15 protein-coding genes are annotated in these 16,775 nt (G+C 35.6%); 4 read left to right on the forward strand and 11 right to left on the reverse strand.

Translation table 11 applies throughout. From position 1 onward, the window contains the following. Positions 1–85: 85 nt before the first annotated feature. Together EV145_RS04515 and EV145_RS04520 are read left to right on the forward strand one after the other, a co-directional pair. Positions 86–976, forward strand: a complete 891-nt coding sequence (locus EV145_RS04515) for an MBL fold metallo-hydrolase (RefSeq protein ID WP_133524033.1) — start codon at positions 86–88, stop codon at positions 974–976. Between the two features lie 65 nt (positions 977–1,041). Next, positions 1,042–1,431 carry a nuclear transport factor 2 family protein gene (locus EV145_RS04520; protein WP_133524034.1) on the forward strand — a complete coding sequence of 130 codons (390 nt, stop codon included), beginning with the start codon at positions 1,042–1,044 and terminating at the stop codon, positions 1,429–1,431. A gap of 66 nt (positions 1,432–1,497) precedes the next feature. Here the strand turns inward: EV145_RS04520 and EV145_RS04525 are convergent, their stop codons facing one another. The 4 genes from EV145_RS04525 to EV145_RS04540 form a co-directional block, all read right to left on the reverse strand. Next, positions 1,498–2,544, reverse strand: a complete 1,047-nt coding sequence (locus tag EV145_RS04525) for an alpha/beta hydrolase (protein ID WP_133524035.1) — start codon at positions 2,542–2,544, stop codon at positions 1,498–1,500. A gap of 48 nt (positions 2,545–2,592) precedes the next feature. Next, complete coding sequence (locus EV145_RS04530; protein WP_133524036.1) at positions 2,593–3,075, reverse strand: cyclophilin-like fold protein; 483 nt, start codon at positions 3,073–3,075, stop codon at positions 2,593–2,595. 17 nt (positions 3,076–3,092) lie between these two features. Then, on the reverse strand, positions 3,093–3,683 hold the full coding sequence (locus EV145_RS04535) for a DapH/DapD/GlmU-related protein (protein WP_133524037.1): 591 nt from the start codon (positions 3,681–3,683) through the stop codon (positions 3,093–3,095). Between the two features lie 85 nt (positions 3,684–3,768). Further along, positions 3,769–4,647 (reverse strand): helix-turn-helix domain-containing protein, encoded by an 879-nt coding sequence (locus tag EV145_RS04540; protein ID WP_133524038.1) that lies wholly within the window; start codon positions 4,645–4,647, stop codon positions 3,769–3,771. A 549-nt stretch (positions 4,648–5,196) separates the two neighbouring features. Here EV145_RS04540 and EV145_RS04545 point away from each other — a divergent pair. Next, the gene (locus EV145_RS04545) at positions 5,197–5,376 is read left to right on the forward strand and encodes a hypothetical protein (protein ID WP_035644081.1); all 180 of its coding nucleotides are present in this window, start codon (positions 5,197–5,199) and stop codon (positions 5,374–5,376) included. 581 nt (positions 5,377–5,957) lie between these two features. On the opposite strand, the gene EV145_RS04550 is transcribed toward EV145_RS04545, so the two are convergent. Then, positions 5,958–6,539 (reverse strand): Crp/Fnr family transcriptional regulator, encoded by a 582-nt coding sequence (locus EV145_RS04550; protein WP_133524039.1) that lies wholly within the window; start codon positions 6,537–6,539, stop codon positions 5,958–5,960. 215 nt (positions 6,540–6,754) lie between these two features. On the opposite strand from EV145_RS04550, the gene EV145_RS04555 reads away from it, so the two are divergent. Next, complete coding sequence (locus tag EV145_RS04555) at positions 6,755–7,489, forward strand: SDR family oxidoreductase (protein WP_035644083.1); 735 nt, start codon at positions 6,755–6,757, stop codon at positions 7,487–7,489. A 40-nt stretch (positions 7,490–7,529) separates the two neighbouring features. Here the strand turns inward: EV145_RS04555 and EV145_RS04560 are convergent, their stop codons facing one another. The 6 genes from EV145_RS04560 to EV145_RS04585 form a co-directional block, all read right to left on the reverse strand. After that, complete coding sequence (locus EV145_RS04560; RefSeq protein WP_410501074.1) at positions 7,530–7,709, reverse strand: DUF2867 domain-containing protein; 180 nt, start codon at positions 7,707–7,709, stop codon at positions 7,530–7,532. Positions 7,710–8,039: 330 nt separating this feature from the next. Next, positions 8,040–8,945: a carbohydrate kinase family protein gene (locus tag EV145_RS04565; RefSeq protein WP_133524040.1), complete on the reverse strand. Its 906-nt coding sequence runs from the start codon at positions 8,943–8,945 to the stop codon at positions 8,040–8,042. A gap of 23 nt (positions 8,946–8,968) precedes the next feature. Next, a complete protein-coding gene (locus EV145_RS04570) occupies positions 8,969–10,525 on the reverse strand; it encodes a glycoside hydrolase family 32 protein (protein WP_035644086.1) in 1,557 nt (518 codons plus the stop codon). 21 nt (positions 10,526–10,546) lie between these two features. Continuing rightward, positions 10,547–11,944: a DUF4960 domain-containing protein gene (locus EV145_RS04575; RefSeq protein WP_133524041.1), complete on the reverse strand. Its 1,398-nt coding sequence runs from the start codon at positions 11,942–11,944 to the stop codon at positions 10,547–10,549. Between the two features lie 19 nt (positions 11,945–11,963). Beyond that, the gene (locus EV145_RS04580) at positions 11,964–13,655 is read right to left on the reverse strand and encodes a RagB/SusD family nutrient uptake outer membrane protein (protein WP_133524042.1); all 1,692 of its coding nucleotides are present in this window, start codon (positions 13,653–13,655) and stop codon (positions 11,964–11,966) included. A 15-nt stretch (positions 13,656–13,670) separates the two neighbouring features. After that, positions 13,671–16,775, reverse strand: a complete 3,105-nt coding sequence (locus EV145_RS04585; RefSeq protein WP_133524043.1) for a SusC/RagA family TonB-linked outer membrane protein — start codon at positions 16,773–16,775, stop codon at positions 13,671–13,673.

Raw genomic sequence — 16,775 nt, forward strand, 5'->3', positions numbered from 1 at the left:
TTCCTTTTATTTATTAAACTAGTTTAATGTTTTGAGATCACATTACGTTCCATCTTTGCAGTGTTAATTTAAACCAGCATAAGCAATGAAAGACACTATCTCAAGAGTATTTATAACAATTTTAATTTTATTTAATATGGAATCACAAGCACAAGGTTTTAAAACAATTGAAACTAAAGATTTAAAACTTCAGGTTTACAACGCATCAGAAAACAGTTTTGGTGTAGCATCGGTAATCATTTCCGGAAAGACAGATGCAATTTTGATTGACGCTCAATTTACTTTGGCGGATGCCGAAAAAGTAGCGCAGGAGATTAAAGCAAGTGGCAAAAAATTAACCACCATTTTTGTTTCTCACGCAGATCCTGATTACTATTTTGGATTAGAGATATTTAAAAAATACTTCCCGGATGTTGTTGCTTATGCATCACCTGCTTCCGTAGAAGCAATTAAGGCTACGGCGCAAAAAAAATTAGACGTTTGGGGCGAACGATTAGGTAAAGCTATTACGTCAAATGTTGTTTTGCCACAAGTTTTAAAAGGAAACAGCATTGAACTGGAAGGTCAGAAATTAGAAATTGTTGGTTTGGAAGACTTTCCGAATAAAACTTTTGTATGGATTCCTTCTATCAAAGCAGTTGTAGGCGGAATTAATGTTTTTGGAACTAGTTTCCATCTTTGGATGGCGGATGCTCAAACTACTGAAGCCCGCAAAAACTGGATTGCCGTATTAGATAAAATCTCGGCTTTAAAACCTGCAATTGTAATTCCGGCTCATGCCAATTCCAATTCTCCATTTGATATCGCTGCTGTAAATCACACCAAAAGTTACATTCAATTCTACGAAGAGGCTTTGAAAACCAATAAAACATCAGAAGCTTTAATTACTGCTTTGAAAGCAAAATATCCAACACTTACTTTTGATACTGCCTTAATGATTGGTGCAAAAGTAAATACTGGAGAAATGAAATGGTAAAATCAATCATTTACAGCCTGACGGCACTCTTTGTATTGTCAGGCTGTTCTTTAAACAAAAAGACAATGACAAATCTTGAAATAGTTAAAAGCACTTACGAAGGAAAAACTTCGGAAGAAAATGGTCGAAATTTGGCTAAATATGTTGTCGAAGATATTTCGTGGACAGAAGCTAAAGGTTTTCCGTATGCAGGAACTTATATTGGTTTAGAAAATGTAACTCAAAATGTCTTTAACCGATTAGGAAGCGAATGGATTGATTACAAATTTACTCCTGAAAATTACGTTGCCAGCGATGATAAAGTAGTCGCTTACGGAACTTACACGGGAACCTATAAAATTACAGGTAAATCATTCACTGCCAGAGTGGCTCACGTTTGGAAATTGAAAGACAGTAAGATTATCAGTTTCGAACAGTTTGTCGATAGCCAAACTGTAAATGATGCTCTGAAATAAAGTACTGTTTTTAGTTTTAAATATAAAAACCGTTGATGAATGTCAACGGTTTCTTTGATCAAGTTTTTATTTCAAATGTTCTTTAAAAAAATCATCTAATTTATCAAAAGGAATTACCTCTACTTTGTCATACAAATCAACGTGAACTGCATTAGGGATAATTATTAATTGTTTTGGTTCATTTGCTACTTTAAAAATATCTTCACTAAAATATCTTGAGTGCGCCATTTCTCCAGCGATTAAAAGCATTGGTCTTGGCGAAATTTCTTTTACATAAGCTAATATTGGCATATTCATAAAAGAGATTGGATTGGTTACCAGCCAAGCTCCATTTGAATTCACAGAATTGACGTGAAAACCACGGGGCGTTCTGTAATAATCAAAATATTCTTTTACAAATTGTGGCTCATCGCCTTTCAATTTTTCCGGCAAATTTCTTGTACCATATACCGGTTTTCCATTTTCGGCATCTTTCCAACGTTGCTGACCTAAATTCTCCAATGTTTTGGTTCTTTGTTGCAGAGTTACTGAATCATTATATCCTTTGGACATTACCCTGGTCATATCATACAAACTTGTCGTGGCAACGGCTTTTACTCGTTTATCAATAGCAGTTACATTTAAAGCAAAACCGCCAAAACCACAAATCCCGATGATACCAATTTTATTTCTGTCTACCTTTTCTTGTAATCCTAAAAAATCAACCGCAGCACTGAAATCTTCTGTATTGATTTCCGGAGAGGCCAGATTTCGTGGTTCGCCTCCGCTTTCACCTGTGTAAGATGGGTCAAAAGCCAAAGCTATAAAACCACGTTCTGCCATTTGGTTGGCATATAATCCAGACGATTGTTGTTTCACCGCTCCAAACGGTCCGCTGATGGCTAATGCTGACAATTTTTCGTTTCCTGTATTTTTCGGAAGATATAAATCACCGCTTAAAGTAATGCCGTAACGATTTTTGAAGCTCACTTTTTGACGTATTACTTTGTCACTAAGCTGAAATGTATAATGTTCTTTTGATGTATTCATTTTTTCTAAATTTGATTGTACTTTTTGTGCAGATGCAAGCCCTGTTATCAGGAATAATATTGCGATTGCTAATATTTTTTTCATTTTCTTTTGAATTATTTTTAAACTTATATTTTTCCTAATAATTTAATTTTAATTGTTTTCAAATTTCACAGCTACATTTCCGGCACCCATTGCAGTAGCAAGACCTACAGGATTGTCAATATATCCGAGTTTTGTATAACTATAGGAAGTGTTGAAGCTTTTATAAAAAAGCGCCAGCACATTGTCCCCGTAAAGCATTAAATCGCCCGCTTTGATATCTCCTCCAACTGAAGCATTTACTGAAAACGAAACAGGGAAATCATAGTACTTTTCATTACCATTAAGTTCGGTCATATTTAGGGTCAGCGGGAGCATTGCTTTCAATGCGACTGTACTTGGATTGTTATACAATGTTGCCGTAAAAACTGTTGTACCAATTGTAATTTTCATCTTAGTTGTTGAAATAGTATCGTTATTTCCATTCTCATTATTTTCTCTTGGTGCTCTTTCGTTATCATTGCTGCAACTTGCGCTACAAAAACAAAAAGCAAAAAGCATAGCGATAACTGTCACTAGAGATTTCAGTTTCATAATTATCTCTTTTAAGGTTAAACATTTTTAATGAATTTAGCCGGAATTCCGCCAACAATAGTATTATCTGGAACATCTTTAGAGACTACTGCTCCTGCTGCGACAACTGCATTTTCTCCAATTGTTACGCCGGGCAAAATCGTAGCATTGGCACCAATCCATGCATTTTTTTTGATGAGAATTGGTTTACCTGTTAGTCCTTTTCTTTCCTGTGGATCTAATGGATGATTTTCGGTAATGAGACTGACTTTTGGTCCAATTAAAACATCGTCTTCAATGGTAATTCCACCCAACGCCAAAAAGGTGCAGTCAAAATTGATAAATACGTTTTTACCAATTGTAATATGTTTTCCACAATTGATATAAAGAGGTGTAAATACAGTAACATCCTGAAGTTCTTTATCTAAGATTTTGCTTAGTATCTGTTTGATTTCTTCAGGATTTACAGCATTATTCATCTGATTAAGTAATGCTTTCACAGCGAATGCTTCGGCTCTCAATCTGCCTATTTGCGAATCATTTGGAAATATAGTTTCACCGATTAAAAGTCTCTCAAAAATATCTTTTTGAAATGGTACGGTATCGGAAATAAGGTTTGGATCTGACATAATATTTGAATTAAATAACCAGATACAAAGGTAAGACTGCCTTTAAGCAAGGTAGTAACGATTATCAAACCAAAGATTAAGAAATTCAAACTTCCGATTGACGAAATGCAGAAGGATTGGTGCCGGTATTCTTTTTGAAGAAATTATTGAAGTAGGTTGGATAGTCAAACCCAAGTGCGTAACCAATTTCAGATACACTCCAATCAGTATGAAGTAAGAGCGCTTTGGCTTCTGTGATGATTCGCTCTGTAATATGAGTCGTGGTCGATTTTCCGGTTACTTCTTTTACAGCCCGATTCAGGTAATTGACATGCACATTCAAATGTTGTGCATAATGTTGTGCTGTTCTTATTTGAAGTGGATTAGAAGTAGTTTCAATTGGAAATTGTCTTTCCAATAATTCCAAAAATACAGATGACAATCTGGTAGAGGCATTCTTATTTTGTTCGAAATTATCAGAAGGTTCCATCTTTAAAGATTCATGGATAATAAGACTGATGTAATTGCGAATCAGCTCATCTTTAAACACATAATCACTTTCCTGTTCGGTAATCATTTTATGAAAAATAGTATTGAGAAAACCTCTTTGCTCTTCTGTGATTTTCAAAACAGGTGTTCCGCCAATTTTAAAAAAAGACGATTGCTGCAGACTTTCGGAACGCTCGGCGTTTTTAAAAAACTCTTCTGAAAATAAAATAGTATAACCCGTATAAGTTGTTGAAATAGTTTCCCATGAATATGGAATGTGCGGATTTCCAAAAAAGAGAATCGTACCCTCCTGCTCATAGGTTTTATCAGAATAATGAATCTTGCTTTTACCTGTTGTCAGACAGATTTTATAGAACTCCTTTCTGCTGTACGTTCTGGTTTCGGTACCATCATCTTCTATCTGAAATGCCTTAAATCCCTGCAGTTTCAGTTCATTATTAAACACGGAAACTTCTCTTACTATCTTCTCTTTCATTTTACAAAGTTAAGAAATTCAAACTTGTTTAAAACCCTTAATTCTTAATTCTTATACTGGCCATTGCTCTTATCGGCGGACTGATAAGCTCCACTATTCTGTCCAGAATTGTACCCCCTGTAATGTACAAACTGATGCCTCCAAGTATCGAAATTGATAATAAAGAAATACTAAACTAAACTAAACTGAAATCAATACATTTAAAAAGGAAAGACCATTTTATATCAATCCCCAACAGGACATCCAAACCAACTTACTAAATCCAATGAAAGACAGTAGTTACATGTAGTAAGCCAATCTCCTCAAATCTTCCATAAAATTTATAGAAATTTGTCCCGTAGAGGTCACTCTTAAAGAAACGTTAAAACATTAGTTTTAGCGTTTTTTTTTATGCCTTGTTCACATAATTTAACCCACTTTAACTTATAAAAACAAACGGTTTGTAAATCCAGTTAAGATAACTCTACAGTATACAAACCATCTTTAAAACTCTGTAAACATTGATATTATAAAAAATCATTACCTTCATCTTAACATTAATTTAAGTTTATGGAAATTGAAGAAGAAAAATATAGAGGAAAAATTACAGCTAATAAAGCTCAAAAAATGCTTAGTGATGAAGGAAAGAATGTTACTCTGGAAGAAGCAGAAGAGATTTTAGAATTTCTACAAAAAATCGCATATGTTCAAGTAAGAAAATTTCTAAACGAAAAAGATGAAGATACGTAATCCCAAAATTGACTTGATATCCAAAAAAAGACTAATAGAAGATAAAATATAAACAGAGTATTAATTTGAATTTGGTGCAGAATCGGTGCATTAGTTCAAAACACTGAATAAAAGCAATTTATAAGCTTTAGTTTGAATCATTACTAAAAAAAATCCTATATATCTTCGTTCTAATTCACTACGTTCTTGCTTTACATACTCGAATATTACAAATTAAAAAACAGCCAATTCGACCAAAAGTTAATTTCACTCCCAGAAATTAACTTTTCGGTTATGAACAAAATAAAATACTTTGAGATACAATTAAGATACAAATTAATAGATCATTACCAAAGGCAGAAGCGATACTTTGAGTTTTATGGCAGAATCGTGGCGCATAACTCTTCACATGACACTTAATTCCTTAAAATCAAACTCTTCTCTACCTATATTCGAATAACAGAGCGTCCCTCTTCAAAATTAAAAACAATTAAATTATTCAAAAAAAATAGGTAGACTACTATTCTTATTGAGTATTTATAGATTTGTTGTTCTAATGATGCAAAAAAAATGGTTTATTTCTCTTTTATGAGGTGACTATTTTACTTAATATTCCTTCGAATTCTGCTCAGAGATTGTGGTGTTATTTCAAGATATGAAGCAATGTCACTTAGCGATACACGAGATGCAATATCAGGCTGCTGCTCCTTAAATTTTCTATATTTAGTTGTCGAATCATGTCCCAGATAACTATTCCGGATCAGAATCTTGTCTAAAAGAGTTTGTTGAATAGTTTGTGCTATAATTGATTCAATAGCAGGAATCTTTAAATAAAGTACTTCCAGTTGTTTTTTTGAAATTCTAAAAACCCGGGTATCACAAGCTGCCTGGATGCTTTCTGTAGCAATTGTCCCATTCTTGAAATTGTTTAAAATCGTGCAAAATTGATTTTCTTTTAAAAAGAAGTGGGTCACATTATTACCTTTTTCATTATGGACTAAAATTCTGAGGATACCCGAACTGATAAAGAATAATTCATCTGGTACATGCCCAGAATGAAAAAGATAATCTCCTTCCTTATGGCTGCTTTCTATTAAATATTCTGAAATTAATTCTTTTTCATTTTCTTCAAATACATGATACTGCTGCAAAAAAGAAATGAGGCTATTAGTTATGACTGGCATGTTAATCCAAATTAGTTAGGCAATCAAAATTATAACTTAATTTTGAATAATACCTGACAAAAAAACCGATTCGTTTTTACCATTTGTTAAGTGTCGTAAGTTTTATTTTCAGGAGATTTGCAATCATAATTAAATAACGGGAATTAAAGAAATATCGATAATGCCAATTGCTCTTTTTAATTATTACTAATCTCCATTTATCTAAATTTAATTTTATGAATACAAATTTAAAAACCCTTTCAGGTAAGAAAATCATTTTATTGGGCGCCAGTTCCGGCATTGGATTAGCTACTGCTATCGCTGCTTCGCAAGAGGGAGCAAAAGTTATTATAGTATCTAGTAACCAGGATCGCATCAATGATGCTCTAAGTCAGCTACCTAAAAATTCAGAAGGCTTTGCTATAGATTTAAGCAAGGAGGATAATATTGAAAGCTTCTTTACGAAAATTGGAAATTTTGACCATTTGGTTTATACAGCTGGTGAGAATCTTCAATTAAAACTTATTAGTGAAACTGATATTGATACGACAAAATCTTTTTTTGACCTGCGTTTCTGGAGTTCGGTTGCGGCGGTAAAATATGCTACGCCTTTTATAAATCAGGGTGGTTCTATTTCCCTGACTAGTGGAACCGCCAATGCACGTCCGGGAGCAGGATGGTCGGTGGCTTCGGCCATATGCGGAGCCATGGAGGCTTTTGTAAGGGCTATGGCTGTTGAATTAGCACCTATTCGGGTTAATTGTGTAGTGCCGGGTGTTTTAAAAAGTAATTTGTGGGATGCAATGTCCGAAGCCGATCGCGAGGATATGTATAGGTATTATGCAGATACTCTCCTCCTGAGAAGAGTGGGAGAAACTGAAGATGTTGCCGAAGGATTTTTATATCTGATGAAACAACAGCACGGAACAGGACAAAGCCTGGTTATCGATGGCGGGACATTGTTAATATGAAACAAAAAGCGAATTAAAAGCCGGTAATTACCGGCTTTTGTTAATAATAGCATAAAATGAAGCTTCCCATAAATTCTAATTTCAAACCGTTAAACGGCAAGACAGAATACCAGTATATTTTGCCTATAAGTCCCAGTGGTTTAAAAGTAGCATCCTGATATAAGGTATTGTTGATTATTTTAAATTGCAGCCACGCTTCGCCCGAAAGTTTTATTTGCATACAAAAGCAGTTTACCTTCCTTCTTGTGGTCGTATATTACCTTCCCGAAATCCAGTGCATATCCTGCATGTATTTGCTTCCAAATTTTATAATATTAAGATAAAAGCCTAATATCTAAAAGATATCAGGCTTTACTTCAAAAAACAAATACTTAAATTAAGTAATTAAAACTTAAACAAAATTCGAAAAACACCCAGTATTTAATAAAATTCGAATTTTAAAAAAACATAAGACCCCTCATAAGCGATATTAAACTTAATTATTGTTAAGAAGACTAACTGCAAGAATTTTGGTTTAGACAACTCATATCTCATTTAAATTTCATAAAAATTAAATTTTAATTTTTAACATCATTTTTTCAATTCTGGAAAGCGAAATTTCAGGATTAGCCCCAGGTGATTCAGCTACTAATGCACCAACTGCACAGGCAAAATCAATTGAATACTGAGGAACTTTTCCGCTTAATAATGAAGCTATCAAAGCCGCCAGAAATGAATCTCCGGCACCTACGGTGTCAGCTACTTCAACAGGATATCCCTCATTTTCATAAAGTTGGCCTTCCCACATCAGCAAAGCTCCGTGTTTGCCCCTCGTTACACACATTCCCTTTACTTCGCTTTTTTCAGCTATAAAATTCATATTGTCTTTCAGACTTGTAAACGGCGAGGACATAGCAGCAGTAATTTCTAATAATTCCTCATCATTAAACTTTATAAAATCAGCTGATTGCATGAGGCGTTCCAGCATTTCATAAGAATAATGCGGTTTTCTTAAATTCACATCAAAAACCTTATAGACTTTTTTTTGCAGCATTTCTTCCAGTGAAAGCCTTGAAACGTTATCTCGGCAAACTAAACTGCCATAAATTAAAACATCCGCATTAGCAACTGAATTCCTCGCCAAATCATTCAATTCAATTTTATCCCATGCAGACGGGTAACTGATTTCATAACTTGCCGATCCGCGCTCATTTAAGGTTACGTTGACCAAACCAGTTGGAAAATCTTCAGAAACTACAATTGTATCCGTTTCAAGTCCCAGTTGTTTCACTTGCTCTTTTATTGCTCTCCCATCTTCATCATTACCTACACAGCTTATCATAGCTACTTCGCAACCCAGCGTTTTCATTCTCAAGGCTACATTCAATGGTGCTCCGCCAATCTTTTTTTCATTGGCAAAAACATCCCAAAGTACCTCTCCGTATGCCACCGCCTTAAGGTTTTTTCCGTTATTCATTCTAAAATATTTTATTATTGTTCTTATTCAGGCTGGGTTATCTGAAGATTCGAGATTGTGCTCGTTTGTCCTTCAGCAATTAAACCCCATTTATTTTTGTCTCTTCCGTAAACGCGATTTGTGAGAGCTGCTTTTCCGTTTATGTAAACTATGACAACACTTCCTTCAGTAATTATTTCAACATCATATTTTACATTCGTCTGAAATGCAAATGGTAAACGGGTTACTTCCTGCGAAGCCGAATTATAACCGCTTATTTTACTATTAGCAATATCCAAAACCACTTTATAATAACTTCCTGTATCATTGGTATGAAAAACAAATCCAGTTGTTCCACTAGCTTTCGCTAAAGTAACTTCGGCTTTTATTTTGACTTTCTTTCCAACGCTTTTAAAAGTAACCATTGCTTTTTCTGTTTCTCCAGATAAAGAATAAGTTCCATTATTGGTTGTTGCATTAGATGAAATTGCATCTACTTCTGCAGTAGTATTCTTTTTCGAAAATAAATCCTTAACCGATTTCGGCGACTGAGTTCCTAAAGTTCCATCTGAATTCTGAATCAATTCATGGATAACCATATTCCCTGCCCAATCTTTATTTCCTAAATCATTATCAGGCGTTTTTCTGGCATTCCATCCAAAAACATATCTTTTATTTCCGTCAGAAGCCGTTTTTCCTGCGTAAAAGTATTCTCCATCAATTCTGTCATTTTCCGGTTTTGTCCATGGACCAGTTATTGATGATGAAATTCTGTAATGCGTTCCTTTATTGCCACTCCAATTCTCAGAAAAAATTAAATACCAATTGCTTCCCATTTTGAAAATATCCGCACATTCCATCATCAGATAATTATCTTCAGGCGTTGTGGTATAAATTGGAGCTTGAACATCCCATTTTCCTGATGCAGGATCAGCGCTTGTAAAATGTAACAAAACGGCTTTTCTTCCAGGTTCTGTTTGTGTACTCACTAACATTGAATATTTTTTCAATTCATCATTATAAAACACATGCGGATCTCTGAAATCATAGTTGTAATATCCCGCCGGAGCTGTAATTTTAAAAGATGGAACTTTTGTCCATTTTTTCAAATCGCTGCTGGTTGCACATAACACACTTTCTCTTGCATTCGACTGTGCAAAAGCCGGATTTTCATTGTGCCCTGTATAATAAAAATAATAAAGATTGCCCACTTTGACAACTGACCCGGTGCCAATGGCAAAATCCGGTTCAAGCGTTGTGCCATAAGGAATTGTTTGACCTTCATAAGTAAAATGGGCCAAATCTGTGCTCTGATATTCATGAATATCATGAAATCCTTTTCCCGCAGGTTTATTCTGCGCATCATGCAGAAAGTAAATGTGAAATTTTCCGTTATCGAAAAAAGGCATAATATCTCCGGTATAACCAGCACTGTAATATGGGTCGTTTGCACCCATCCATTGCGCGGGCGGAACAGGAAAAACACTTGTTATTTCAGAATTGCCTCCTGAAATCGAACCTCCTATATAATTTTCATCCTGACTGCACGAAGCCAGTGAAAAGAAGACAAAGGCGATTGTGATTATATTTCTATATTTCATTTTTATTAAATTCAAAGTGATTTATTTTGCCGCTAAATAATTGATACTATTTTGTGTCAGCAATTTAATGTTTGTAATAAACTCATTTGCCTGACTTGGCACTCCACTGCTGTTGGTTTCATTGTACCAATCGTAAGCTCCCATAGAAATTACAATTACATTTTTATTCGTACTTGTATTTGGGAATTCTGCAATTGTAACTCTTCCGTTCAATTCATTATCCCAGGCTTCACTTGCCAGATTGGTTCCTCCTGTTTGGTTTCTCCAACCTTCTCCATTATTGTATCCACCCCATTCTGGTAAAAACCACCATGCTGTATGATTTAATCTGAAAGTTCCGCTTTGCAATAAATTGGCTTTTCCGGATTCAAAAGTGGTTAGGCCTTGAAATATTGGGTGGCCTTCATAACCAACAAATGACATTCCCCATGAATTACCGTCTACAAATCCATTTGGAGGAAAATCACCAAAAACATTATTTGGTCCTTTTCCTGAAGGAACAATTCCTAAAGCATCAACATATTGCGAAGCAAAAGAAGTCAAAAGCAGGTTTCCTCCATTTGTTCTGAAATTTTTCAATGCATTTGTAACCGCAGGATTATAAGCTACAGAAGGTAAATTTGTAGCCGAATCAAAGTGCCACCAAATCACATCGATATCGCTTAAATCAGCACCGCTTTGTACACTTTCAAACGAAATATATTTAGCCCCCGGAAAATTATCAAACAGCCAGTTTGAAGCCGTAACTTCATCCATGTTTGTAATTCCCGATCTTGTAGCCGCAGTTCCTAAAAATGCAACTGTTAATCCTGTAACCGGAACTCCTACATTTGCTGTATAGTTAACGATTTTGCCATTCGATGTTATTACAAAAGTGACTGCATTTGTAAAATCAATTGTTGCGCCCGAAGCAGGTGAAATTGCAACACCTGTCGTTACTTCGATTACGGGTTTAAGCGCTCTTAAATCAGTATCTTCAGGCAAAGTCATATTAATCGTTTTATTAATATCGTTTACAGTAGCTGCAACACCATTTATCTTAAAACTCTTAATCGGACTTAAAACAGTTGTGGTTACTGTATAATCTTTATACAAATTTCCGTTAACTACTCTGAATTTTACCGGATTTGTAAAATTCATTGCTGAATTTAATTCCGGATTTGACGTAGCTCCTTCTTCAAAAACAACTTCCGGCTTTATGGCTGTTATATCTGATCCGTACGGCATTACAACAGTAATTTTTCCTGTTGTCTGATCAATGCTTCCTGAAACTCCGTTTAGTTTGAAGGAAAGTACATTTGAAGGCGAACTCACATCAAATCCGCCAGTTTCAAAATTATTTTCGCAGGCAGTAATCATAAAAATCATTGCCAATATTATAGATACTTTGGTCCAATATTTATTTAAAGCTTTTTTCATATTGCTGATTCTTTAAGGATTAATAACCTGGATTTTGTTTGTACAATCCCTGACTGAAATTGATTTGTTTCAACGGAATTGGGCAATATTCTTCTTTATGCGCATCAAAAAAAGCATCCTGATAATAGGTACGTTTTGTTTTTTCTTTTGCATAAAAGTCATTCATAACCTGATCTGTAATTCCCCAGCGAACAAGGTCAAAAAATCGGCTTCCTTCCATAGCTAATTCTAAACGACGTTCCCAACGCAACGCTTTACGGGCAAAATCCTGAGTCCAATTACAATTGCCGCCATCTACATAGGTATTGATTTTGAAGTTATTAACGTAAGGCAGTCTTCCTGTACTTTGCGCTGCCCTTTCTCTGATTTGATTAATTAACGGCAAAGCTTCAGATTGTCTTCCTAATTCAATCAAGGCTTCGGCACGCATTAAAATCACATCAGCATAACGAATCTGAATTCTGTTTTTTGAATTTCCGTAAAAAGGATCAATATTTACAACACAACTGCAATTTGGGGCAACATTTTCCTTTAAAGAAGCAAAATAGCCATAGGTTCCCGGAGATCTTACCCAAGCTTCAACATACAGAAATTCAGGGTCATATTTATAAGGCAGACCTGGCATCGCAACCGTATGATACAATCTCGGATCAACAGTATTGGCGTCTATATTTTTATAATCAAAATCTTCATTGTTGTAAGTATCAAACTCTGGTAAACCATTTGCTCCAGTTTTAAAAGCATTTACTAAATTCTGACTTGGCTTATGAAAATCACAACAGCCTAAACCTTGTGGCGTTGAAAGAACGTCTGAGAAATTCAATCTTCCGTAAAGCGTTCCGTCATTATCAGAAAATTGGATTGAGAAAATAGATTCCGGCCCGTTTTCGTAAGTTCCAGGCAGGAAGTTGTTTGCAAAATCAGGTTCTAAAGAAGCTTTTCCAACTACTTTATCTGTTGCCGCGATCACTTCCTGTAGATGCTGCTGGTTTATACCTGTAACTTTGAATGTTTCATCCTGTGTGTACGCTTGGTACAATCTTGTTTTTGCCAAATAAGCATAAGCCGCTTTTTTAGTGGCCCGCCCCACTTGTGGCTGTGTATCAGGCAAATTATCGGCTGCAGCCTGAAAATCTTCAGCAATTTTATTCCAAAGTTCTTCGTTTGAAAGTGCTTTGTTTGAAATCGTTTTATAATCTTCTACCGGAATATCTTCGGTAATATAAGGTACATTTCTAAACATGATTTTCAGCATAAAATAAAAATGCCCTCTCAAGAAACGCATTTCAGCCATTCTCGTTTTCTTCAACGGATAATCTGCTTCTGAGATTTGTTCTAAAGCTTTCAACGCTTTATTGGCTCTTGAAACACCAACATAACTGATATACCAGAAACTATCCAATTCTCCAAAATCCGGACGGATATTATTTGAGACTTCAAAAAAGTGAAAATCCTGAATGTCATTTGTACCACTTCCGCCTTTATAAGCATCATCTGAACGCACATTACCAAACGGCCATAAACTGTAAGGAGAATCGTAGTGATCATTTCCTAACTGTGCATAAGCTGCATTCATAAATCCTTCCACCGACTGCGGCGTAACAATATCTTCTTCAGACAACACACCACGCGGATCATTTTCTAAAAAATCGGAACAGGAAGCCAAGAAACCCATCACTGCAAATCCTGCGATATATAATATTTTTTTCATTTTTTTAATCTTTTGTTATAAAGTAAAATTAAGACCAGCAGTAAAAGTTGTCGGCTGAGGATATCCAAAACCAGCATTTTCCGGATCAACTCCTGTGAAGCTTTTAGCATCAATAATCAACAAATTCTGTCCGCTGATGTAAAGTCTAAAACTTTCCATATTCAATTTCTTCAGTAATTCTTTAGGAAAACTATATCCAAACTGCAAAACTCTAAGTTTAAGATAATTTCCATTTTCTACGTAATAAGTTGAAAATCTAGACTCTGCATTTCTATCAACAGTTGTCAGCGCAGGGATTGTAGAATTTGGATTGTCTAAGGACCATGCATTCAGCAAACGAGTTCCTTTGTTTGATCCCACATCATCAACGCTCCAGAAATCAGTCTGATATTTGGTGTTATTGATAACATCCACATCACTTGCACCTTCCCAAAAAGTGGTAAAATCAAAGTTTTTATAAGACAAGTTTAAATTAATTCCGTACAACAATCCCGGATTTGGATTTCCGATCCAGGTACGGTCTTTATCTGTAATTGTTCCGTCGCCGTTTAAGTCTTTGTAACGAATTCTACCAAGTCCTTTTCCTTCCTGAATTGCCGAGTTATCCACCTGATCCTGACTTGTAAACAATCCGTCAGTAACATATCCGTACATCGAATTAATTGGACGTCCTAAAATATTATCATCCAATCCGTCGCCTCCGTAGTTGTTTTTTACTTCATCCGGCAATTGTGTAATCTTATTTTTGTTTGCCGAAATGTTTCCGGAAATATCATACTTCAATCCAAATGAAGTTTCATCGTGATATCCTAAAGAAAACTCCCAACCTTTATTTTCCATAGAAGCTCCGTTTACCCAACGATTTCCACCTTCTCCAATAACTCCTAAATACGGTGGCAATACCAAAATATCATCTGTTTTTTTGATATAATAATCAATAGATCCGCTTAATTTTTGTTTGAATAAACCAAAGTCCAAACCAATATTCGTCTGTGTAGTCGTTTCCCATTTCAAATCATCATTTCCTGATTGCGTTGCGATGAAACCAGATGGAAGTAATCCGTTTCCGTTTCCTGCAATATCATAAGCTGTTCCGTAAGACGTTGCCCAAGTTGGACTTCCGCCTGCGTAACTTGCCAGATAAAGCGAGTAAACTGCCGTATTGCTGATTTCTTGATTTCCGGTTTGTCCCCAGCCTGCTCTTAATTTCAAGTCTGAAAAAACAGGAGCACTATTTTTAATGAAGTTTTCATTGCTGATTCTCCACCCCGCTGAAACTGCCGGAAATGTCCCGAATTGATTGTTTTTTCCAAAACGAGAAGAACCATCACGACGAATTGTTGCCGAAACCAAATAGCGATTATCAAACTCGTAATCTGCTTTTCCAAAATAAGAAAGCAAAGAATATACAGTCGAAGTTCCGCTGGTAAAAGATTCTCCAGTTCCTGCATCTGGATACATATAATCCGGCGTTTCGATCAAAAAGTCATTTTTACGTAACGTGTTTGTATCATAAGTATCTTTATACATCTCCGTTCCCGCCATCAAATTAAGATTGCTTTTTCCAAAATTTAAGCTGTAAATTGCTGTATTCGTCCAAGTCCATTTGTCGCTGATTGACTGATCGATTGTAACAGACGTTTGATCGTTTTGCAGATAACCTGATTTGTAGCTTCTTTGCAGCGTACGTTTTTTGTAAAAACCATAATCCATTCCGAAACTGGTTTTGATGTGCAGATTTTTAATGATTTCCAAATCCGCGTAAGCGTTACCAAAAAGACGTAAATAATCGTATTTGTTATCTTTATTATATTCTAAAAGACGAACCGGATTTTGTCTGTCGTTCATTCCTCCAACCGGTCCTCCCCAACCAATTCCGTCTACAGTATGCACCGGAATAATTGGTAAAGCTCTCAATGCAGGATCTAAAACGCCCGGATCTGTTACTTCGTTTGTACGATTTAAACTGAAATTTTCTCCGATAACTAATTTGCCATCAAAGTATTTATAAGAACTGTTCATTCGGGCAGAAATTCTTTCGAAATCTGTTGTTTTTACAACGCCTTCATTTCCATAATATCCTAGCGAAAAAACATAATTTCCTTTGTCAGAAGCATTCGAAACTGATAAATCATAAGAATTGGCAACTCCGGTTTGAGAAATTGCGTCATACCAGTCCGTATTTGAAGCTTTTATGGTTTGTTGTGCATCTAAATATTCCGGAACCAAAACTTTATTCAATTGCGGTTTATTATTGTTTACCGACCAATCAAACTGATAACGTAAATTGTTATTATTCGGATTTAAACCGTCGTTAATATTCGCCTGCCAAAGTGCCTGCCCAAACTGGTTTGCGTTTAGGACATCTAACTTTCTTGAATAATCAGAAAAGGAAGCATAGGTACTGAAATTGATTCTCATTTTACCTTCTTTACCTTTTTTGGTTGTAATGATGATTACTCCGTTTGAAGCTCGGGAACCATAAATACTCGCTGAAGAAGCATCTTTCAGAACCTGAATCGTTTCAATATCATTAGGATTTAATTCATGCATTCCAGATTTTGTCGGCATTCCGTCAATTACGTAAAGCGGATCTGTGTTGTTCAAAGTTCCAACACCACGAATTACCACTTTTGTATTTCCTCCGCTCGGCGAACCATCTGAAGATACTTTTACTCCGGCAATTCTTCCCTGCAAAGCTTTGATTGGGTTTGGCTCCGGCTGCTTCATGACTTCCTTCATGTTCACAACGGCAACTGCTCCGGTGATATCCGTTTTCTTTTGTTTGGAGTATCCTGTTACTACAACTTCATTTAGCTGGTTGTTGTCTACTTTTAAAGTTACATTGATCGTTTTTTGGCCTTTAACAGGAATAGATTGTGGAGCATATCCTATAAAGGAAACTACAAGAACCGCATCTGAATTTATATTGCCGAACGAAAAATTGCCATCAAAATCTGTTACTGTACTGGTATTTGTACCTGAAATAAGTACGGTTGCTCCTGGAAGCGGCATTCCGTCATCTGCAGAAAATACCGTTCCCTTTACTCCATTTTCCTGAGCCGTCATAAGTAGCACCGGAAAGAAGAAAAATAGAAAATAAATAATTTTACTTTTCAT

Origin of the sequence: Flavobacterium sp. 245, assembly GCF_004362055.1 — a bacterium.
Taxonomy (GTDB): Bacteria; Bacteroidota; Bacteroidia; order Flavobacteriales; family Flavobacteriaceae; genus Flavobacterium.

Bases quoted from the DNA above. Each gene is read 5' to 3' on its own strand.
- EV145_RS04515 (WP_133524033.1), top strand. From the start codon at position 86: ATGAAAGACACTATCTCAAGAGTATTTATAACAATTTTAATTTTATTT.
- EV145_RS04520 (WP_133524034.1), top strand. From the start codon at position 1,042: ATGACAAATCTTGAAATAGTTAAAAGCACTTACGAAGGAAAAACTTCG.
- EV145_RS04525 (WP_133524035.1), bottom strand. From the start codon at position 2,544: ATGAAAAAAATATTAGCAATCGCAATATTATTCCTGATAACAGGGCTT.
- EV145_RS04530 (WP_133524036.1), bottom strand. From the start codon at position 3,075: ATGAAACTGAAATCTCTAGTGACAGTTATCGCTATGCTTTTTGCTTTT.
- EV145_RS04535 (WP_133524037.1), bottom strand. From the start codon at position 3,683: ATGTCAGATCCAAACCTTATTTCCGATACCGTACCATTTCAAAAAGAT.
- EV145_RS04540 (WP_133524038.1), bottom strand. From the start codon at position 4,647: ATGAAAGAGAAGATAGTAAGAGAAGTTTCCGTGTTTAATAATGAACTG.
- EV145_RS04545 (WP_035644081.1), top strand. From the start codon at position 5,197: ATGGAAATTGAAGAAGAAAAATATAGAGGAAAAATTACAGCTAATAAA.
- EV145_RS04550 (WP_133524039.1), bottom strand. From the start codon at position 6,539: ATGCCAGTCATAACTAATAGCCTCATTTCTTTTTTGCAGCAGTATCAT.
- EV145_RS04555 (WP_035644083.1), top strand. From the start codon at position 6,755: ATGAATACAAATTTAAAAACCCTTTCAGGTAAGAAAATCATTTTATTG.
- EV145_RS04560 (WP_410501074.1), bottom strand. From the start codon at position 7,709: ATGCAAATAAAACTTTCGGGCGAAGCGTGGCTGCAATTTAAAATAATC.
- EV145_RS04565 (WP_133524040.1), bottom strand. From the start codon at position 8,945: ATGAATAACGGAAAAAACCTTAAGGCGGTGGCATACGGAGAGGTACTT.
- EV145_RS04570 (WP_035644086.1), bottom strand. From the start codon at position 10,525: ATGAAATATAGAAATATAATCACAATCGCCTTTGTCTTCTTTTCACTG.
- EV145_RS04575 (WP_133524041.1), bottom strand. From the start codon at position 11,944: ATGAAAAAAGCTTTAAATAAATATTGGACCAAAGTATCTATAATATTG.
- EV145_RS04580 (WP_133524042.1), bottom strand. From the start codon at position 13,655: ATGAAAAAAATATTATATATCGCAGGATTTGCAGTGATGGGTTTCTTG.
- EV145_RS04585 (WP_133524043.1), bottom strand. From the start codon at position 16,775: ATGAAAAGTAAAATTATTTATTTTCTATTTTTCTTCTTTCCGGTGCTA.